This window comes from Vibrio sp. MEBiC08052, from assembly GCF_001506075.1.
In the GTDB taxonomy this organism is placed as follows: Bacteria; Pseudomonadota; Gammaproteobacteria; order Enterobacterales; family Vibrionaceae; genus Vibrio.
In genome coordinates this window covers 565,217-585,310 of record NZ_KQ947475.1, presented here as the reverse complement: position 1 = coordinate 585,310, position 20,094 = coordinate 565,217, and the positions used below count along the sequence as shown (strand labels likewise).

The 20,094-nt window shown below is 44.7% G+C and carries 19 protein-coding genes; 3 read left to right on the top strand and 16 right to left on the bottom strand.

All coding sequences use genetic code 11. The features are described 5' to 3' along the window. Position 1: 1 nt before the first annotated feature. From VRK_RS02710 to ubiT, 14 genes are all read right to left on the bottom strand, one after another. Positions 2-541 (bottom strand): serine O-acetyltransferase, encoded by a 540-nt coding sequence (locus VRK_RS02710; RefSeq protein WP_059119983.1) that lies wholly within the window; start codon positions 539-541, stop codon positions 2-4. A 139-nt stretch (positions 542-680) separates the two neighbouring features. Continuing rightward, positions 681-1,838 (bottom strand): glycosyltransferase, encoded by a 1,158-nt coding sequence (locus VRK_RS02705; RefSeq protein ID WP_059119982.1) that lies wholly within the window; start codon positions 1,836-1,838, stop codon positions 681-683. Continuing rightward, positions 1,835-2,830: a glycosyltransferase family 2 protein gene (locus VRK_RS02700; RefSeq protein WP_059119981.1), complete on the bottom strand. Its 996-nt coding sequence runs from the start codon at positions 2,828-2,830 to the stop codon at positions 1,835-1,837. Before VRK_RS02700 ends, VRK_RS02705 begins: the two co-directional genes overlap by 4 nt. Next, entirely contained in the window at positions 2,820-4,151 is a 1,332-nt protein-coding gene (locus VRK_RS02695) for a flippase (RefSeq protein ID WP_059119980.1), read from the bottom strand. The genes VRK_RS02700 and VRK_RS02695 overlap by 11 nt, the downstream gene beginning before the upstream one ends. Further along, the gene (locus VRK_RS02690; RefSeq protein ID WP_157371832.1) at positions 4,148-5,197 is read right to left on the bottom strand and encodes a hypothetical protein; all 1,050 of its coding nucleotides are present in this window, start codon (positions 5,195-5,197) and stop codon (positions 4,148-4,150) included. Before VRK_RS02690 ends, VRK_RS02695 begins: the two co-directional genes overlap by 4 nt. Before the next feature lie 233 nt (positions 5,198-5,430). Continuing rightward, positions 5,431-5,829 carry a VanZ family protein gene (locus tag VRK_RS02685; RefSeq protein WP_059119978.1) on the bottom strand — a complete coding sequence of 133 codons (399 nt, stop codon included), beginning with the start codon at positions 5,827-5,829 and terminating at the stop codon, positions 5,431-5,433. Further along, the gene (locus VRK_RS02680) at positions 5,830-6,591 is read right to left on the bottom strand and encodes a hypothetical protein (protein WP_157371831.1); all 762 of its coding nucleotides are present in this window, start codon (positions 6,589-6,591) and stop codon (positions 5,830-5,832) included. Next, entirely contained in the window at positions 6,572-8,764 is a 2,193-nt protein-coding gene (locus tag VRK_RS02675) for a GumC family protein (RefSeq protein WP_059119976.1), read from the bottom strand. Before VRK_RS02675 ends, VRK_RS02680 begins: the two co-directional genes overlap by 20 nt. A gap of 37 nt (positions 8,765-8,801) precedes the next feature. Next, entirely contained in the window at positions 8,802-9,341 is a 540-nt protein-coding gene (locus VRK_RS02670) for a polysaccharide biosynthesis/export family protein (RefSeq protein ID WP_231735804.1), read from the bottom strand. 70 nt (positions 9,342-9,411) lie between these two features. After that, positions 9,412-10,815: an undecaprenyl-phosphate glucose phosphotransferase gene (locus VRK_RS02665; protein ID WP_059119974.1), complete on the bottom strand. Its 1,404-nt coding sequence runs from the start codon at positions 10,813-10,815 to the stop codon at positions 9,412-9,414. A 639-nt stretch (positions 10,816-11,454) separates the two neighbouring features. Continuing rightward, on the bottom strand, positions 11,455-11,898 hold the full coding sequence (rimI, locus tag VRK_RS02660; protein ID WP_059119973.1) for a ribosomal protein S18-alanine N-acetyltransferase: 444 nt from the start codon (positions 11,896-11,898) through the stop codon (positions 11,455-11,457). After that, positions 11,895-12,299 carry a DNA polymerase III subunit psi gene (locus tag VRK_RS02655; RefSeq protein ID WP_059119972.1) on the bottom strand — a complete coding sequence of 135 codons (405 nt, stop codon included), beginning with the start codon at positions 12,297-12,299 and terminating at the stop codon, positions 11,895-11,897. Before VRK_RS02655 ends, rimI begins: the two co-directional genes overlap by 4 nt. Before the next feature lie 81 nt (positions 12,300-12,380). After that, positions 12,381-12,881 carry a GNAT family N-acetyltransferase gene (locus VRK_RS02650; protein ID WP_059119971.1) on the bottom strand — a complete coding sequence of 167 codons (501 nt, stop codon included), beginning with the start codon at positions 12,879-12,881 and terminating at the stop codon, positions 12,381-12,383. Beyond that, a complete protein-coding gene (ubiT, locus tag VRK_RS02645) occupies positions 12,865-13,395 on the bottom strand; it encodes a ubiquinone anaerobic biosynthesis accessory factor UbiT (RefSeq protein WP_059119970.1) in 531 nt (176 codons plus the stop codon). The genes VRK_RS02650 and ubiT overlap by 17 nt, the downstream gene beginning before the upstream one ends. Positions 13,396-13,588: 193 nt before the next feature. On the opposite strand from ubiT, the gene VRK_RS02640 reads away from it, so the two are divergent. The 3 genes from VRK_RS02640 (at position 13,589) to VRK_RS02630 (ending at position 17,644) form a co-directional block, all read left to right on the top strand. Next, positions 13,589-15,625 carry a sensor domain-containing protein gene (locus tag VRK_RS02640; protein ID WP_059119969.1) on the top strand — a complete coding sequence of 679 codons (2,037 nt, stop codon included), beginning with the start codon at positions 13,589-13,591 and terminating at the stop codon, positions 15,623-15,625. A gap of 103 nt (positions 15,626-15,728) precedes the next feature. After that, on the top strand, positions 15,729-16,742 hold the full coding sequence (gene ubiU, locus VRK_RS02635; protein ID WP_059119968.1) for a ubiquinone anaerobic biosynthesis protein UbiU: 1,014 nt from the start codon (positions 15,729-15,731) through the stop codon (positions 16,740-16,742). 14 nt (positions 16,743-16,756) lie between these two features. Further along, entirely contained in the window at positions 16,757-17,644 is an 888-nt protein-coding gene (locus VRK_RS02630) for a U32 family peptidase (RefSeq protein WP_059119967.1), read from the top strand. A gap of 44 nt (positions 17,645-17,688) precedes the next feature. Here VRK_RS02630 and VRK_RS02625 read toward each other — a convergent pair whose 3' ends face one another. Beyond that, positions 17,689-19,014 (bottom strand): MATE family efflux transporter, encoded by a 1,326-nt coding sequence (locus VRK_RS02625; protein WP_059119966.1) that lies wholly within the window; start codon positions 19,012-19,014, stop codon positions 17,689-17,691. 117 nt (positions 19,015-19,131) lie between these two features. Further along, on the bottom strand, positions 19,132-20,040 hold the full coding sequence (gene nlpI / locus VRK_RS02620; protein ID WP_231735724.1) for a lipoprotein NlpI: 909 nt from the start codon (positions 20,038-20,040) through the stop codon (positions 19,132-19,134). Positions 20,041-20,094 lie beyond the last annotated feature (54 nt).

Sequence of the window (20,094 nt, the reverse complement as noted above, 5' to 3'; positions counted from 1 at the left end):
CTCAGTCACTCCATGGGTGAACAATCAATTCCGCAGACCCTTTTTCTGACACCACTTTGGCAGGAATACCGGCCACAATGGCATTGTCAGGAACATCCTTGGTCACCACCGCATTGGCACCGACCACCACATTATTGCCAATACGAATGCCGCCGAGAATACAGCAACCCGAACCGAGATAGACATTGTCACCAATCACCGGCCACGCACCGTTTTTACCGGCAATGGTCACGTTATGGACAATCGTCGCATTCCGACCGATCGTGACATGTTCTCCCCAAGTCGTACCGAACACATGGTGCATCCTCAGTCCCGGTCCGATTGAGGCTCGATAATTGACATCACTGGTATAAATAATCTTGGCTACCTTATAAAGGAAAATACTCAATAAATTGAGTCCCGGAATACGCCGACTATGCTTCGCCAATCGCATGAACAAAACAAAACGAAATCCCTTCTGGCTAAGCAATGCCTTAACCAACAGCAGCCAGCTGTATTTTCCATACCAGCGAAATACATCCGCCCTGACATGATTCAACATCTACGAAAACCTTTAAGCTCACTCATTATTTTAAACAACCCACTATTTTAAAAAGCCCACTGAATTTTAAAGCGCACCACGTTTGAAACATCTCATCGTTCAACCGATTCGTTGGGTCACAATGCTTTAAACCAAAGCTTTAAACCAATGCTTCAAACAGCGTTTTATAACGTTCACTGATCTCATGCTCAGAAAACTGTGCAGCGCGATCTAAACGTGCGACACGAGAACAAGAAGGCGTCTCCAGTTCATCGATCATCGCCTTCGCCAGTGCAGTACTATCGCCAACGGAGACCAAGCGCCCGAACTGACCATTTTGTAAAATTTCAGCCGGTCCACTGCGACAATCGGTTGACACAACCGGCACATCAAACGCGAGCGCCTCAACAATCACGTTACCAAAACCTTCCCACGCGGAAGACAGAACAAACAAATCGGCTTGAGCGTAATAGCGCTCGACCTGGTCCGAAAATCCGACAAACGTGATGTAAGACTGCAATTGATGCTGGTCGATATACTCGGTTAATCGGGCCATCTCAGCCTTATCATGTGTGCCACCGACAATCATGACTTGTATATCATGTTGATGTTGTGTCTCTATCAGGTAACGGACAGCCCGAAGTAAAGTCATGTAATCTTTTTGTGGTGTAACCCGCCCGACAGCCAAAATGGTTTTGGGAACACCTCTTTTCGCCGCTAAAACATCCTCGTCAGTTTGGCGTTGCAAACTATCATCAGGCTGCTGCGCTTGCTGCGAATCGAATGCCGGAGCCGCCTGATTGAAACGTACCGGGTTATGAATAAAACAGCATTTATCGGCCCGCTTAACCAACGGCACAATATCGTTCATCACCCCTTCAGATACGGCAACGACCTGATCGGCCATCCGATAGAGACACTGCACAATCAGACGAACCTTCAACCGCGTCAACGCGGATTTATGCTGAAAATGTTCAACGATCGAGGCGTGTTCACTGACTACAACTTTGGCCTGATGGCGCGCCATGGATGCGGACAAAATACAGGCTGCATTGGTATCCGGATAAGCCGAAAGTATCACGTCAGGTTTAAAGTCATCGATCACGCGCTTAAAACGTAACAGACTCATGAATGTTCGCTTCACATCCAGACTGCGCACCGGAATATTTTCGTTCAACAGTGTGGCGTAACTCGCCCCCTCGGCGCGATCTGTGACGAATAACACCTCATGCTCCGGCATGAGTGTTCTGGCAACGGACAGAAACACCTGTTCTGCCCCGCCAAATCCCATATAAGAAATTCGAAAAATAATTCTCATCGCCGTTTCATCCTATGGCCGAAAAAATAAATCGAGGGAAAGAGACAGATCATCGTTTTACGACGGGATAACAGACCTTGGGTATAGAGTCTGCAAATCGTCAGAATCGGCAAACGTTTGACCTGACGGCAAAAGTCAAAGAATGGCATCGTCCGTTTGCCTGCCGAATGACTCATGTAGTACAAGTTTGCGTCCACAATCGTTTTGAGATGCGCGGTATCTGTTTGGTTGGTCCCGTTTGATGGTTCAAAGTGATTGACCTGATGATCATGAAACACATGCTCATGGAGAAAATCACGAACCTGCTGACACTGCGCCATCGTGACCCGGGAAATCGCACTGGTTTCACCAATCCGATAACGATATAACGCCAGCTCGCTGGCATAGCAGGAACGCGCCTGAGCATAGACTGTGCACAAATACATCAAATCTTCACAATATTTCACCCCGGCCGGAAAAGCAGCACACTTGGCCACATCGGCTTTGATCAAACGACACATCACCAGCCAGACAAATGATGAAACGGCACCTTCGAATGCTTGTTGCCTGGTATTCAAGCCTCGACAGCACGTCACATGCCCGGTCCCCAGTGCGTTCTCAACCTGATTACGAAAAGTTTGATAGCCGAACTCGAAGATATCGACATCCGGGTGCTGGTGAATCAGCGCATAAAGACGGATAAGATAGTCATGCTGAACAGCATCATCTGCATCGACAAATGTAATATAACGCCCCTGAGCCAGATTCAGTCCGGTATTTCTGGCCACGCTAACCCCGGCATTGTGCTGGTAGTGATAGCGCAATCTGCCGGAATGCAATTGCGGCGCAAACCGCGATTCTAATTGGGCTTGTGTCGCATCACTTGAACCATCATCAATGACGATCACTTCAAAACGGCAATCATCTTCAGGGCAGCTGGCAAAAATAGACCGGAGCGTATCGGGCAATGTTTCTGCTGCATTGTATGCCGGGATAATAATACTAATTTCCATAACGCTGACGCCCCTCTACCAGAAATGCAATACTCTGTCTGAACGCCTCAATTGGCTGGATAAAAATACGTCCCAGCTCTTGAACAACGACCACAACAAAAATACGGGTCCGGGGAAACAGCAGATAAGCGAATAAATCAGCAATCGCATAAGAAACCACGGACACCGTTGCCACACCGGTCGCGCCCCAAATCTGCACGGCCACAATCGACGCACAGAGAGAAACCGTCGATGCAACAATCGTTTTAATCAGTTCAATACGGGTCCACTGTCGAATGATCAGGACTCTGGAAAACAGCGCTCCGAAGTAAGAAAACACCAGTTTCCAGATCAGGATTTTGAGAATAATCCCCGCGCCTTGATATTGCGCGCCGTAAAGCAGATGAACGATATAGTCCCCGGTTAAACTGACAAAAATACCGCCGCCGACAGAACAATAAATCATCAAGCGGACAATATTTCTGAAAATATGACCATCCAGTTTCTCTTCGTTCAGTTCCTGATTGAGCCGGGTAAAAAATGCAAATACAAAAATATGACCGACGAACAGTAACTGCATGACCAGCTTCGTTGCGACACCGTATAACCCGACCGCTTCAGGGGAGAGGAATTTCTCGATGATCACCACATCAAAGTACATAAAGATCGGAAACAGAATTGAAGAGAAAAATACAAACTTCGACTCACTCATAAGCTGTTTCCCATATCGCAAGCTGTCGGCAATCGCTGGGAACAGTTCATCTTTGGTCTCGCGATAAAATTCACCCAGCAGAATCACCTGCGCAACCACCGAGTACACCACCAGATAGAAGATTGCCCAGACAAAACTCAGCTGAAAGTAAATCACCCCCAAAATATAGGCGATGGCTGCCACACGAGATGCCACCGTGGAAATTGACAAAATTCTTGGTTGTTCAGTGGCTTGGAAATAGAGCCGAAATGCCGAGGACTTACCGAAATAAGTGGTGACGCAAGCGGTGAGTGACAACGCCAACACTAGTTCATCCGGTGTTTTGCTGAAAAAATATGCCCAGCAGAAAACCGCGACGAAGAATATTATGCCACCGACCAATCGCACCAGAGAAACTGCATAAAACACACGCTTTTTCTCATGATGCTGTACATATTCTTTCATCACGACGTTATCCATTCCCAGAATAAACACACAAGAAAGAATACTCGCCAACGCTTGAATATAAGAGAGATATCCCATATTCGTCGGCCCATAAATTCTGGCGATAAAGACGATGCTGAACAATCCAAATAACACCCCACCGAGGTTGTCCAGACTGAACCAAATTAACTTTCGAATATTACTCATAACGACACTTTATTTTTTAAAATATTCTCTTTGCCTGTGATGTATTTCAACAACACATAACAGAAGAGAAAACAAAACCAGCTAAAGCCAGAACCCAATAAAAACGTCGTCTCAGTGACATTATTCAAAACAACAAACGTTCCGACACAGAAACATAACTTTGTAATTGCAACGTTTTTCTGAGTTCGCAGTGATGTATAAAAGGCCATAAAAAAATCACAAATGGTGTAGACAAAAAGCGCTGTCCCGATAGCACCGATAGAGATAAGCATATCAACATAGCCGCCATCGGATGCGGCTAGCTTTTCAACCCATTCCGGTGCATATTTTGCGAGTTCCGTTTCTTGGATCAGGTTGTTGTCTCCCAATCCCCAAACCGCGGAGTAACCCACGCCAAAAAAAAGCTTTTCATAGGATTGATTTAACATCGTCAACCAAAGCTGTCCGCGGCCGGTCAACCACTCTTCCCGAACATTCATTAACAGCCAGTCCACCATATCCCGGTAATAGAGCACCAGCGTCAGTACTAAGGCGGCTGACACACCAAGCCCGACAATACGACCGCTGCCGTAATAAAGCCGGCGAAAACGATGAACCAGTAGTTTGTCCCAAGAGAAAATAAACCAGGCAAGCACCATTACCAGCACAAACAGCGCAATAGATGTCTTGGATAAAGTCGCCAGCAGCAGTAAAAATGTGGCCAGCAACATCCCCACTCTCAATACACTCCAGCGCTGAACCGAGTAGATATAAAAGAATAAAAAGACACTGATAATCGGCCCTAAATTATTCTTATTGGCAAATGCTCCTGAAATTTCCAGTAACCGCCCGGCCAATAAATCATTTTTTATCACTAAAAGATAAGTTAAAAATAGCCAGATACAGAAGGTGTAATACACCACACGTCGGGTATTGATCGTATAAAAATGGATCACAAACAGCGTCACATAACCGAATAAGATCAATTGCCAAAATAATTCATAGTAAGTTACTTTCGGCCATGGCGACCATTGGGCCGTCACCGCACACCATGCAAAAACGATCATCAACGGATAACAACGCCGGCATAATGAAAACATCTGTTTGATGATCGACGGCCGCAATGACAACAACAGAAAAATAAGCAGATATAAAGTCAGAATCGGACGTTTGAACAAACCATTAGACAAAGTCAAAAATAGCAAATTAGACGAAATTAAAAGACTATATACCGTGTTTTTGTGGAATCTCATTGAACTCACTTCTGTGTTCGATTGCTATCTTCCTGAGTAATCAGGATTTAGTCATCAAAACGCGCTTTGTTTGACAGTATGTAATTCACACCCGTTGCAATACACAATGCAATCACAACACCAAGCAGATTCGTCATCATGTCATCGACTGAGAATTCACGCCTCTTCAGCCAAAACTGAGAGGATTCATCCAGCATCATGAGCACAACAACAATCAAGGTCGGCCAACCAATCAAACGGACTGTCGTATTCTTGTGCGCACTGGTTCGGGTCACCCAAACCGACAGACAAGTCAACACAAAGGCACACAGAAAATGAAGATGTTTATCTCCACCTAAGATCTGCTCCAGAGCAATCACATATTGCGCTCCGACACCAACACTTTTACTCAGTGAAAGTATTCCAACCACAGCAACAGCCAAAATAAGGGCCCAGTATCGCTTCATTCAAATGCCCTCCTGATAACGAGAATTATCGAGTACAGCATCCGATAAGTTGCCACACGTCCACAGTGGCAAACGAACGAAAACAGCCAGATTGCAAAACTGTTGTTTGTAAGGGGAAACTTTGAATATCTCATTCAACCGCCACCGTTTCAGTCCATATTTTTCATGCGCCGTCATATAATGAACCGCATTCAAGCGCTGTTGCTGAGATAGCTGCGCCCAATACTTAAACAACACATTCATCGCCGTTTCTGCGGTATATTTTTCATAAGGTCCGAACGTCTCAGCCCTATTCAAAACCCCGATAACCTCATCAAATGGCTTTTCCCATAAGGCAAGCAGTTCCGTTTCCTGTGTATAGCCGTCGGGAAACAGAGGTCTGCGTCGGATCGATTGCCAGTTATAATGATCGCTTTGCTGTAAATACTGCTCTCTTTCAAATCCCTTTGCAGAAAAACTATTGAGTAACGCAGTATAGGCGGCCATTGACAGATTTTCCGGATTGTCGTCATCCCATAACAACATCCCATCTTTGAATTGATTCAACTGCACAAGCGCATCGCTCATCTGATGCTCCGATTGGTCGATACGCGTAATTCCCAGATGGACGACATTGCCGTACAAACTTCCCATGAGTGCCTGTGCCGAGAAGATGATCATCCATACGGAGATCCCAATCAGCACATATTGTGAAATTTTCGAGCAATTCATTCCCATCATCCCTGAGTTACATTGCCAGATTTCAGTTTTCCGCATAGCCATAATACTGACCATACTCATACTCAACCGCACCCGCTTTCTGACTGACCTGATTGACGACCACACCGGCAAGCGTGACCTGATGACTGATGAGTTTCGTCATCGCTTTTTTCACCAATGTCTGCTTCGTCGCATTTGCTTTCACCACCAGCACAACAGAATCGACACACTGTCCGATGATTAAAGAATCGCTGACCGGTAACGTTGGCGGTGTATCAATAATGATCCGATCATAACTGTCTTCCAGCTCTGTCAGTAACGCTTTCAACTGGCGAGAACTCAGCAGCTCCTGAGGATTAGCCGCTAACATCCCGGCCGGTAAAACCGATAAACCTGACGCTTCATCTTTAAAGATGCATTCACTTAACGGCGTATTCATCAACAAATGGTTGGTGAGCCCTTGCTGATATTTTTTGTAACCAAACCGCTCGGCGACTGCCGGTTTACGTAAATCGAGATCGATAAATAACACTTGCTCAACTTTGGCAAATGAAACCGCCAAATTCAGAGAAACCGTGGTCTTGCCTTCTTCGGGTATCGATGACGTCACCGCAATTTTCCGGTGTTGCCTGTCGATATGATTGACCAGCAGAGAGGTTCTGATCGAACGAATCGACTCACTAAAACCCACTTCATTTTCATCCGTAAAAATACTGCTATCGATGGGTTTCTTACGGAATCGTTTGGATTTCACCACCGGAATGCCACCCATAGGAATTAAGCCGAACTTATCTTCAAAATCGCCAGCCGATTCAATGGTGTTTTTCAGCAGGTCAAGCATGATGATAAAGCCAATCGCCATACCGATACTGAGAATAAATGCAGCAATGACAATCAGTTTGCGTTTCGGTGCACTGGGCAACTGTGGAATCAAAGCCTGATCCGTAAATCGAGCACTCGTCGAGTCAAAATCACTGGTCGCGGTAGTTTCTTTTTGCCGCGTCAGAAAGAGGTTGAGAATTTCCCGGTTGGTTTCTACTTCACGTTGCAATGAATCATATTTGCTTTTCTTGACCGTCAAGTCCTGAAAATCATTCTTCTCTCGCGTGACTTCCTGAGCCAACAGCGCTTCTTGCTCTTTCGTTGCCTGAAGCTCTTTGCCAATGCCCCGAATCAATTTCTGAGTGACGCGTTGGGCCTGATCTTCAATCGACTTTAATTTAGCTTGGGCTGCGATCATCTTGTCATGCTTCGGTCCATAGCGTTTGCTCAATTCATTGACTTCATTCTGGGCTTCAAGCTCCGCATTCCGGATATCAATTACCTGAGGATGCTGAGAGATCGAAGGGATTGCAGACAAAGAAGCGATATCTTTAACACTTCCCGAGGTCAATGCTCTATAGGCAGACTCTGTTTCTATCCGTTCATCTCGAACCTGCGCCAACCGCTCAGTCAAACTTGCCAACTGTTTGCTGGCAAGAGATTCAATGCCACTGTCGTCGATCAATTTCTCTTTGATCAAAAAGTCAGAGAGGTTTTTTTCAGAATCCGCTAACTGTTCTCTTAATTCAGATAAGCGTGACGTTATCCAGCTCGACGCATATTGAGTCGCAGAAATTTTCGATTCGAGATTATTTTCGATATAGGCGTAACCCACTTCATTAGCGATTTTGGCAGCCAGTTGGGGATCCTCCGATGTAAAACGGATATTGACTAACTGGGTCTTTAAAATCGGCGTAATCTCAAGATTTTTCTTAAATACATCTAATACTTTCTGACGAATATATTCAGGATCCGGCGCTTCCTCTTCATTCGTCGAACCAAGCAATGCCGCAACGACAGGATAAGATTTTATCGTTTCGATAATACTGGTCTCCTGACTCAGCAACGGATTGAATTCTTCCTTCTGATCCAAAGCCAATTTATGAATCACTTTTTCAGCAATCTGATTGGATCTCAATATTTCAAACTGTGTTTGATAGTATTCTTTTTGATTCGGTTCGATACCGACAACATCTTCAATTGAAATCGCCTGTCTTTCTTTTGATTCAATCAGTAAGGTAGCCGTTGCGGTATATTTCGACTTTAAAGACAGAGCAATGAATACTGACAGCCCGGTCACCAATACTGAGAATATAAATATTGAGAGCCAGTTTCTCTTGATTAAATTCAGATAATGTGTCAGATCAATCATGTCATTCTGTTGATTGGCATTATCTTCAAAGTGCTCTTGCATTTTTTACCTTGCCTTCATCTATTTTATATTTTCAGACTTACCAAAAAGAACTCACGACATAAATCGTATCACCGGGATGAACGGTTTCATTCAGTTCGACTTCATGTTTACCTTTCAGTAATTCCTCAATCTGATCTTGGGATAATCCTTCGATTTCTTCATCTTTGGTTAAATAGATACCACGCGTTTTACGGTATTTCGCGAGAAACCCCCCAGCCAGAGCAATCGCTTTTTGAACAGTCAGGCCCGGTTGATATTCATATCCCCCGGGAGAATTAACCACACCATTCACATAGATATTGCGATATTTCACAATATTGATTGTTACTTTCGGATCAACTAAGTATTCACCTTTCAAACCGTTGACAATCATATTTCTAAGTTCACGAAGTGTTTTATGCTTTAGTTCCAGATTACCTAAATAAGGGTAATCCATTGTTCCCCCGCTATCGATGAGATACTGCTCATACGATAAATCCGGCTCCCCATATACAGAAATTCTGATTGTATCTCCGGCACCTAATCTATATTCGGCTGCACTGGAAAAAACAGAAAAGAATATGCAGCATAAAACCATGCTTCTTAATATTATTTTCAACATCACTTACCTATCAGAACTCTAAAATCCATTCTCGAAAAACAGTGGATTAATATGCTGTTTTTCCGACAAATCCTTTAAATACCGTCAAGAATATGATTTTTAAATCGAGCCATAGAGACCATGTCTGGATATAACTCAAATCAAACTCAACCCGTTTTTCCATCTTATCGAGTGTGTCGGTTTCTCCTCGGTAGCCGTTGATTTGAGCCCAGCCGGTAATGCCGGGTTTGACATGATGACGAAGCATATACTTATCGATCAACCCACGGTATTCCTCATTGTGGGCAACAGCGTGCGGACGCGGACCGACAATCGACATCTGTCCGGTAATCACATTGATAAATTGCGGTAACTCATCCAAAGAGGTGCGGCGAATGAAAGCTCCGAATCGGGTCACGCGAGGATCATTTTTGGTAGCCTGTTTGACCACCGAACCATTATCCATGACCCGCATTGATCTGAATTTCCAGACTTTGATCGGCTTCCCATCGAGACCATAGCGCTCCTGCTTGAAAATAATCGGGCCCGGTGATGACAGTTTCACGCCAATGGCAACAAACAACAGTACGGGACTAATCAGCGTGATGATTATTGACGCGAGGATGATGTCTTCAATACGTTTGACCAGTGAAGTAAAACCGTAAAAAGGTGTGTCATAAACACTTAATGTGACGACTTTACCGATATTTTTCAGCCGCGATTGCATCAGATCGAAAGTAAAAAAATCAGGAACAACATAGACGTGAGCATTGGAGTCAGCGAAAGCATTCAAGATCTGTTTAATTCGTTTGGCTGCTTCCATAGGCAGCGCAATATAAACTTTCTGCACACTGCGACTTTTCGCCAGCATCAGTGCATCATCGATTTTTCCGCGTAGGGGACAAGAGAGACGATGTAAGCCAATTCGATCCAAACTGCGGTCATCATAGAAACCGACCAGCACTTCCCGACTTGAACGGTGCTGTTTGAGTTCCTGAGCAAGTTGGAGGCCCGTCCCTGTCGCCCCGATAATGATAGCTTTGCTACGATGTTTATCTCCGGGGAAGATCACACGGAACATCCCGTGAACCAACCAGCGCCATCCCACCAGACACAACGGGGTCAGACCGAACCATAAACCAATCACCAGACGAGAATAATCTTCACTGATTTTAAGGAAAAAGCCAATAATGAGAGATAACGCGACACAAATACTCCAAGTCATCAGTATCGCAAAGAAATTTTGTTTAAATGAAAGATATTTGTATGGTCGATACACACCGGCAATATCAGATATAACAAAATAGACAACAGCAAAGAGACTCAATATTAATTGATAGATAGTTGTAAAATCATCCAAGTATGACTCTGATACTAAAAATAAAATTATTGAAATAACAAAAATATCAACAATCTTAAATCCGACTGATGACTCTTCTCCATAATATTTAATTCGACTACCATATCCCATCTGACATCCCACCTAACCAATATAAATTTAAGTATGCTACCGCCCTTGGGTGAAGCACCCCACAAACTGAATAAATGACGCTATGGCATAACGGTCAAAATCAAACTAACCCATTGTTTATAGATTATTTATTAAAGAAACGAATTAGCATCCACTTACCAAAATCAAATGAGTCACCTCACTTTATTTGTCAAAATGTGAAGTTGACCATAACGAAAGTATGCGACATCAGTCACTATTGTTTCAATCTTAATAAAAGTAAATCGCTCTTATATTCCCGTCATTCTTAAAAATGAGACACAAGATTCACACAATAATTAATAATGATAAAATACGTTAAAAAATATCACTCATGGCATTATTTTTATTGACCGCATAGTCAATTTATATAGATACAAAAACAAATCAACATCAAGGAAAATACATAGAAATGTTATTTCGCTGTCAAAAAATCAATAATGAGACACTCTGCTCAAAATTATTTATTTAAAACGATAGATAATTCAATTATTTTAATTAAATCAATAATGACAATTAAATCAGTTATTTTTAAAGCCAACATTGACTGACAGAGAATAACAGCGTGGGATGAAATACCGATGGAGGGTGACACGTCAGATAAGATGTATGTAATCAGGGCTATAGAAAATAGCTCATGATAATCGCATCTTCACGTCCATTTTCAGCCGGATAGTAGCCAAAGCGTCGATCCACTTCATTGAAACCAGCATTGAGATAGAGCTGATACGCGGGCAGATTACTTGCTCTCACCTCCAGCCATACACTTTCTACTGCATGTTGTTCACAAAAAGCGAGAAAAAACGTGAGCAGTTGCCGGCCAAGTCCTTTGCCCTGATGAGCCGGATCGACGGCAATGTTGAGCAGCGAGACTTCTCCGACAATATTCTGAGCATAAAAATAGCCGCCGACACGCCCATCAATCAACAATGTATGATGGCAAGCACCACGACTATCCAGTGCACGAATGATCGACTCTTTCCAAGGAAATGAGTGAGCCCGACACTCAATTTGATAGATCTGATCCAAATGATCAGAGGACATCGGGACAATCGAAATATTCATGAGGTCTGATAAGAACAAATTTGATGCCAGAGGTCGCGACGATGCTGAGGATGACCGTCAATCTGACTCAATAACGGTGATGTTAGCAGTTTTGCCGTCATCCCTTCCGGTGCAGAACAACCGGCAAACCAGATCCACTCAATCTCAGCCAGAGAGACCAAATCAAGCGAATGAGGATAGATATGACGCGCTTCGGCAAGAGAGAGATGAAAACTCTTGAGCACTTTTTCAAACATAACTGCCTGAGAACCTTCAGGCAAAACCGGACTGACAAATAGCAATTTACAGGATGATGGCAACGCATACTGTGTGTGAGCCACACCCTGCATTTGCTCAGGATGAACGAGCTGCCAGTTCTGAATACCCATTTCCTGTAAATAATATTGTTGACGCTCTTGCATGAATGTCAGCCCAATAAACCAATAAAAGAAGAGGGGCGGTATACTAACAAATTTCCCTTTGAATCAGAAGCAGGGAAAGGCTCAAAGGAGTGAGGGGTCAAATTCAATCTGATACTCACCCACTTCATCCACCGCCCCCTGAAGCATCTCACAAATGAGTAATTGATTGGGTAGTGACAACGAATGCACAGCGTTTAAGCCAAAATCTTTCCCCGGCTGAAAACCTAGTGACTGATAGTGTTCATAGACGCCAAACACCGTACACACTGGATAGCCGAACTCATAAAGAGAATTCAGCCCTTCGGTAACCAACTGTTGCTTGATATCGTCCTGAGCTTTTGGGTCAACAATCAACAAACGTAGATGCTGCCAGTGATGAAACACGCCATCATGAGCAATTGGCGTAAACAGAATATATCCCAGAATCTGTCCTTCATCATCGCAGGCCACCAGAGACAATGTGATACGACTACTTTCCCGGTAAGCCATCACCAGATCAGCACTTTCCTCGACGTTCAGCGATGAACGTAATAACTGATCAATGGGTAAAATATCTGCGGGCGCTTCAGTGCGAATAAGCATTCACCGTTCCTTTATGATTTGAGTGTTCCGACTGTATACCTTTATACACAAAATCAGAGAGCTGATTCAAAGAATATTTGATTGGCACGGGAAATGTCTCCAGATCCACGCTATCCATCATATTCTTCACTTCAAGCCCCAGCTCGGTATCACCTTCAATCGAGAGTCGTCGCTGAAAAAACAGCGTATCCGGATCTTCTTTACGCCCTGCAATCAACACGAAATCATTCAGTGAACCACTAAAACAGGCATCGGGGTCAATCGCCGGTTCGGCGATGACCAACTGCGCTTTACGACAGGTGATCTGCCAAGAGAGCCCTAAATCTTTCACTTCAACTTTCAAACACTTACTTTCAAGAAATTCAAAATCCCCTTCTGCCAGCGCTTCTTTAAAAATGGTATTCAAAGCCTCTAAAAGGATTTTGTTTTGCACAAAGTTTGGCAAAAAGCGTGCAGGTGTTCTCAAAAATGAAGCTGCATTTTGCACCATGTAGTTCTGAATCTTGTTAAACACACTCGTTATCCACTAAGTTGATGTTAATGGCGCTATCATACTGAAAGATTGAACCTGAATTTCTGTTGTGAATCAAAAAATCCAAGAACGCCATACGCTTCACTAATGTTACAAAGACGGTTATAGTGGCGTACTCCGTATCGATTTATAAATGCTGAGTACCTGTCTGGTTTCGGAGCAATGAATAGTTGGCATGATTTCACAAGAATTTCAACGCTGGTTTACACAGCTAACGTCACACAGCCCTTTCTTTTTTGCCATTCTCGATGCCCAGCACAATTATACGATGGTGAATGAACGCTATTGTGAAATATCAGGCCTCACGCGCGATCAGCTCATCGGTTCAAATGATCTGACAATCTTTGGTAAATCATTCTATCAAGCCATTCGCCCCTATTATCATCGCGCGTTTGACGGTGAAATCATTGAAACCGAGCTGACGCTCGACGACATGCAACTGACAACATTACTGATATCGCTCTCGCGGCTGCAGTTCGATGATCAGCCCCCAAAAATCATCTTTCAGGCTGTCGATGTGTCAGAAAAGCAGATGTTACTCGATACCATTGATGAGTCAGAAAAAAAATTCTCAACATTAGTTTATATGTTGAAAGAATCGGTGCTGATTGTGGAAGAGAATACTATCATTTCCTGCAATCCTGCGGCGGCTCATTCGCTGGGGCTAAATACAGCCGATGAACTTTACGGAGAACAGCTCTCGGAGGTTTTTATTCAAACATCCACCCAAAAACCTTTTGTTCTCAATTCCTCCCCGGCTATTCAACACCCGATTGCCTGTCATACGACTCAAACCTACGGTGAAGAACGGCAAGTGACACTTCGGATTGAAGACACCAAAATTTTTGGTAGTCAGGCATTCTTTGTTCTCATTCAACCGCACGAAAAAAAGACGCCTGAGCCATTACATCACCCTTCGATTGATGCCCATATCGACCCGTTGACCGGCTTATATAACCGAACCGGTTTTACCAAACGACTCGATATGTTTATTACTGATAACACCCCATTGATAATGCTCTATCTCGACATTGATAATTTTAAAAACATCAATGACTCTCTGGGGCACCATATCGGTGATAAAGTGATTCGGGAGGTTGCGGCTCGACTCAAACGACTTCTCCCTCAAAATGCCATTTTAGGTCATTTGGGTGCCGATGAATTTGGTTTACTCCTACCCGAGCCGGAGAAACCTCGTTCGGCAGAAATGCTTTCCGAACGGATTATCGCGTTGGTCAATCAACCTTTCGATTTGAATTATTTTAGTAAAAGGCTTGCCTGCTCGATTGGTAGTGTGACTTACCCAGGTGACGGCAGCGATGCCCGAATCTTACTGCAAAATGCCGACACCGCGATGTATGAAGCCAAAGCGCGAGGACGTAACCGGATGATTCGCTTCAGTTCGCAGATGAATAAAGAAGCAAGAACCCGATTGTGGCTGGAAATCGAACTGCAAAAAGCCCTGCAAAATAGTGGTCTTGAAGTCTGGTATCAACCCAAAGTCAGTGCGAGAGATTTTAGCATCAACGGAGCAGAGGCATTGGTACGATGGAAACATCCGGTCGAAGGATATATCAGCCCCGGTTCATTTATTCCCGTTGCGGAAAAGGCAGGGTTAATCGAACATCTGGGCCGAGTCGTCATGCGGGATGTCTTTACCACGGTCAAACGTTGGAAACAACAAGGGATCCTCCCCGGCCCTGTCGCGATTAACCTGTCACCGGAACAATTCGGTAACCCGAAGCTGATCGATTTTATGGAAAAACTCCTGCGCTCGACACAGCTTGATCCGAGCTGTATTACCTTCGAGCTGACCGAAAGTGCCGTCATGAGTGACAGTGAACACACCGTGCAAATGTTGAATGCTATTAAAAAACTCGGCTTTACCTTATCAATTGATGATTTCGGCACGGGTTACTCGTCTCTCTCTTATCTCGCCCGTTTTCCGATTGATGAACTCAAAATCGACCGCGCATTTATTACGGAGATCGATCAATTACCCAAACAGTTGACGGTCATCGAAAACATCATCAATCTCGGTCAATCTTTACGGTTAAAGGTTGTGGCAGAAGGCGTAGAAACACAGCAACAAGCCATTTTACTTGCCAATCTTCACTGTCATTCTATCCAAGGATTCCACTTCCATCGTCCGCAACCCAAGCAGGAAATCGAAGCATTATTCGCCCAAAACCGTCGTCACTCCGCCTCATAAATCACGATAAATCAAGGTCAAACCTGCCTCACATCAATTCATTCTGTGGCACTTTTCCATACAATACAGCTACTTCAAAAGCCACCAATGAAATTAAGTTACTATGGAACTGCTTTGTCCTGCGGGAAACCTTCCCGCCCTGAAGACGGCAATCACCAATGGTGCTGATGCGGTGTATATCGGTTTTAAAGACGACACCAATGCCCGCCATTTTGCCGGCTTAAACTTCTCAGGAAAAAAACTGGAAAGTGCTGTTCAGTTTGTTCACGAACACCACAAAAAAATTCATGTCGCTCTCAACACATTTGCCCATCCGGATCGGTTTAATCACTGGACAGAGGCCGCTGATAAAGCAGTTGATCTGGGCGTCGATGCGTTGATTGTTGCCGATATCGCGCTGCTGGAGTACATCTCTGACCGCTATCCGCATCAGGAAATTCATCTTTCGGTTCAGGCTTCCGCGACCAATAGCGCAGCCATTGAGTTCTATCACCAAAACTTTGGCATCAAACGGGTTGTTCTCCCCCGAGTGCTATCGATTCATCAAGTCAAACAACTTTCTCAGTCAATTGCTGATGGGATTGACCTGGAAGTGTTTGCTTTCGGGAGTCTCTGTATCATGTCGGAAGGTCGCTGCTATCTGTCTTCATATATGACGGGAGAGTCTCCTAACACCGTCGGTGCGTGTTCACCTGCGAAATTTGTTCGTTGGCAGGAAACCCCAAATGGGATGGAAACCCGGCTGAATAACATTCTCATTGATCAATACAAACCCGGAGAGAATGCGGGCTATCCGACATTATGTAAGGGCCGGTTTACGACGGTGTTGGACGGTCAGCAGCAGTGTTATCACACGCTGGAAGAACCGACGAGTCTCAATACACTATCACTCTTACCGGAGCTCTTCGCAGCGAATGTCGCTTCAGTCAAAATTGAGGGCAGACAACGCAGTCCGGCGTATGTCGAACAGGTGACCAAAACCTGGCGGGCAGCGATTGACCATTATTTGTCTGCCCCGCAAAGTTATCAGGTTGATGAAACATGGAACCGAACCCTTGCCAATGTTTCCGAAGGTACTCAGACAACACTCGGCGCCTATCATAGAAAGTGGCAATAACCAGGGAGTTCAAGATGAAATATGCATTAGGCCCGTTACTCTATTTCTGGCCCAAAACTGATGTTGAGCAATTCTATCAGCAGGCGCAGGAATCCGGCGCTGACATTATTTATCTGGGAGAAACGGTTTGCTCTAAGCGTCGGGAGTTAAAAACACACGACTGGCTGGCAATCGCACAGGAGCTTGCCCGGACAGGTAAACAGATTGTCCTGTCAACAATGGCGCTGCTTGAGTCGCGTAGTGAACTGACCGTGATGAAAAAATACATTGATAACGGCGATTTTATTATTGAAGCCAACGATGTTTCAGCCATTCATCTTGCCAGCGAACAACGGGTACCGTTTGTTGTCGGACCGGCGATCAACTGTTACAACGCGCATACCCTGCAATATTTTCTCCGCCAAGGGATGATCCGGTGGTGTATGCCTGTGGAGCTTTCCCATTCGTGGCTGCAACAAGTGCTACAGCAATGTGAAACATTGGGGATTCGTAGCGCATTTGAAGTTGAAATATTCGGCTACGGCTATCTCCCGCTTGCCTACTCCGCCCGCTGTTTCACCGCACGTGCTGAAAATCGTCCGAAAGATGAATGTAAGACATGTTGTATCAATTACCCCAATGGTATCCGCGTTCACAGTCAGGAAGGTCAGGAAGTCTTCAACCTGAACGGGATTCAGACGCAGTCAGGCTACTGCTATAACTTGATTAACGAATTATCCGGTATGACTGATAGTGTCGATGTCGTCCGTCTCAGCCCCACTGGCACGGAAACCCTGACAACCGTTCAAACGTTCCGCGATAATGAGAGTGCAGCGCAACCCTACCCATTAGACAACCACCAATGTAATGGTTATTGGCACCGAGTCGCAGGGTTGGAGGTCGTGACCACTGAATCCCGATAAACGGCACCACGTCACAACGATGACTGAATCACAGCCCAACCAGATCAGGCGGCGGAATGAAATAACCGCCTGATATCTCTATACAAGATCACTGATACCACGCACGACAAGACAATATTTGAGATCGGAAATGCCAGCCATACACCGGTTAGTCCCCATCCTAACGGCAGCAGAAACAAAAATGGTGGCTGAATAAGAATGTTACCCAGAGAGATACTCACCGCTGTTTTACCCCGATGTATCGATTGGTAAAATGAAGACGCAACCACAATGAAGCCGTCTAAACACAGCGCAATTAAGTGTAAACGTATCCCCGTGGTGGCGAAATCACTCAATTCCGAGTTATCACGATTAAAAATAGCAACAATATCGTGCGGATAAAGATTCATAACTGTGGTTACAATCAGTCCAAATACCACAGATAATCCCATCGCCAGTACCAACAGTTTCTTGATATTGGCTAACTGATTCGCACCGTAGTTAAAACTCACTAACGGTTGCATCCCGTTCGCAAACCCTTCCACCGTTAAATAATAGAACGTCACCACATAACCGAGAATGGTATATGCTCCCAGCGCGGTCGTCCCACCATAGATTGCAAACTGACTGTTATGCAGGGCCACCATGACACTCCAGTAGAGATACATGAAAAAGCTTGAAAGACCAACCAAAACAATCTGACGAATATCCTGCCAGCGGAAAAACAGCAGATCAGTCCGTCTTAAACGTAAAGATGCAGCCGGAGAAAAGAAGTAACTGAGCCCGGCAATGGTTACCACACCCTGCGATATAGCGGTAGCAATTGCTGCGCCCTGCAACCCCATATCCCAGACCACGATGAACAGATAATCAAAAACAATATTCAGACACCCGCCGATGATCATCAGATACGTCGCCAGTGCCGGGCTATCATCGTTTCTCATCAGAAATGGTAATGCTGTCGCCGAGAGAGTAAAGCAAGAGGTAAACACCACCACTTGCATGTACTGCATCGCTAAATTAAAGACGTCGGAATCCTGCGTTTGCCACGTCAGAATATCCGCCATAAAGAACCACAGTCCCAAAGAAAGCAAGAGCGATAACAGGATCAATAAGATCAGTCCGGTACTGATCGTCTGGCGGGCAGCGGATAAATTCTTTTGCCCTTTATAAATCGAGGTAATGGCACCGGTCCCGACCCCGACCATCAAGCCGATGCCAACCAGTACAGCAATCATGGACCAAGAGATATTAATCCCGGCTAATCCATCGACCCCGAGATACTGGCCGATGAAAATGCCATCTATGAGCTGATATAAACCATTGACTAACATTGCTGCAACGGTTGGAACGGTATAGCGAAAATACTGTGAATAAATAGACATCTGCATTCAATCCAAACCTGAAATACAAACAGCCTGCAAGAATTAATGCAGGCTGTTCACCATAAACCAAACCTCCAGACGTTGAATTCAGGTCCTGAGGTGGTGATTCCAATCAAGAAAATATCAATGTGACGAGGAATGCTCGTCCTTAATTGTATGGTATATCCGTTCCAGTTCTAAAAAGGCATAGCGATGTTCAATATACTCGTAAACATTCATTGAGATCGCGAGTTTATATAATGCGACTGCCTCTGCATAATGTGCTTGCATCTGATAACGCTTTCCGAGATAAAAATAGGCTTCCGTTAAGCGACGGGCGAGCACCGTATTATCACTTGTCTCTTGCAAAAGCTGTTTGAAAACCACCGAATCATCGGCTTCGCCCAACGTCATTGCAACCAGAGACCATCCCCAAGCATCATTTTGCTCAGACTGATGTGTGTGATAACTTTGCATCAATTCTTTGCGGGCCGTTTCAGCATCCATCTCACTCACGATCAGATATCGCCATAAGGCACTGAAAGGATCGGCTGGATCTTGTTGTATCACCTGTTCGATTTCGTCCCGGGCCAAACGGTGACGACCACCGTAATATAACGCAATCGCTAGATTTCTGCCTGCGTACACACTCTCCGGTTCCAGCTCCAGTGCTGAATCAAATGACTCATACGCTGAATCAAACTCGTTGATTTCTGTGTAATAGACGCCAAGCATGTTGAATACTTCTGGCTGAGATGGGTAAAAGCGTAAAGATTGTTCGAAGTCCAGACGAGCCAGATTTTTTAAACCCAACATATCGTAACTATTACCACGTTCATAAAAAACTTTGGCCCGAATCTCATCTGTGAGTTCTTTTTGCTGTAGCAGTTGGCTCAAACGCAAGATTTTTACTTCTTGTTGAATGGTCGGTTGTAATGGCCGGGCCATCGGGGCATAAAGCCACTCCGACTCCTGCTGATGCCGAATCGATGAGCACCCGGTGATGAAAAGCAAGCCGAGTCCTGTCAATACCGTGAGAAACCACTTCGCCAAAATTATTCTCCTCAACGCTCTCATAAAAAAAGGGAGCAAAACAGCTCCCTTTAT

Bases quoted from the DNA above. Each gene is read 5' to 3' on its own strand.
- VRK_RS02625 (WP_059119966.1), bottom strand. From the start codon at position 19,014: ATGCAGATGTCTATTTATTCACAGTATTTTCGCTATACCGTTCCAACC.
- VRK_RS02670 (WP_231735804.1), bottom strand. From the start codon at position 9,341: ATGGTTTTATGCTGCATATTCTTTTCTGTTTTTTCCAGTGCAGCCGAA.
- VRK_RS02710 (WP_059119983.1), bottom strand. From the start codon at position 541: ATGTTGAATCATGTCAGGGCGGATGTATTTCGCTGGTATGGAAAATAC.
- ubiU (WP_059119968.1), top strand. From the start codon at position 15,729: ATGGAACTGCTTTGTCCTGCGGGAAACCTTCCCGCCCTGAAGACGGCA.
- VRK_RS02690 (WP_157371832.1), bottom strand. From the start codon at position 5,197: ATGATCGTTTTTGCATGGTGTGCGGTGACGGCCCAATGGTCGCCATGG.
- VRK_RS02700 (WP_059119981.1), bottom strand. From the start codon at position 2,830: ATGGAAATTAGTATTATTATCCCGGCATACAATGCAGCAGAAACATTG.
- VRK_RS02640 (WP_059119969.1), top strand. From the start codon at position 13,589: ATGATTTCACAAGAATTTCAACGCTGGTTTACACAGCTAACGTCACAC.
- VRK_RS02630 (WP_059119967.1), top strand. From the start codon at position 16,757: ATGAAATATGCATTAGGCCCGTTACTCTATTTCTGGCCCAAAACTGAT.
- VRK_RS02705 (WP_059119982.1), bottom strand. From the start codon at position 1,838: ATGAGAATTATTTTTCGAATTTCTTATATGGGATTTGGCGGGGCAGAA.
- VRK_RS02665 (WP_059119974.1), bottom strand. From the start codon at position 10,815: ATGGGATATGGTAGTCGAATTAAATATTATGGAGAAGAGTCATCAGTC.
- VRK_RS02675 (WP_059119976.1), bottom strand. From the start codon at position 8,764: ATGCAAGAGCACTTTGAAGATAATGCCAATCAACAGAATGACATGATT.
- rimI (WP_059119973.1), bottom strand. From the start codon at position 11,898: ATGAATATTTCGATTGTCCCGATGTCCTCTGATCATTTGGATCAGATC.
- VRK_RS02685 (WP_059119978.1), bottom strand. From the start codon at position 5,829: ATGAAGCGATACTGGGCCCTTATTTTGGCTGTTGCTGTGGTTGGAATA.
- VRK_RS02695 (WP_059119980.1), bottom strand. From the start codon at position 4,151: ATGAGTAATATTCGAAAGTTAATTTGGTTCAGTCTGGACAACCTCGGT.
- VRK_RS02680 (WP_157371831.1), bottom strand. From the start codon at position 6,591: ATGGCTATGCGGAAAACTGAAATCTGGCAATGTAACTCAGGGATGATG.
- VRK_RS02650 (WP_059119971.1), bottom strand. From the start codon at position 12,881: ATGCTTATTCGCACTGAAGCGCCCGCAGATATTTTACCCATTGATCAG.
- VRK_RS02655 (WP_059119972.1), bottom strand. From the start codon at position 12,299: ATGCAAGAGCGTCAACAATATTATTTACAGGAAATGGGTATTCAGAAC.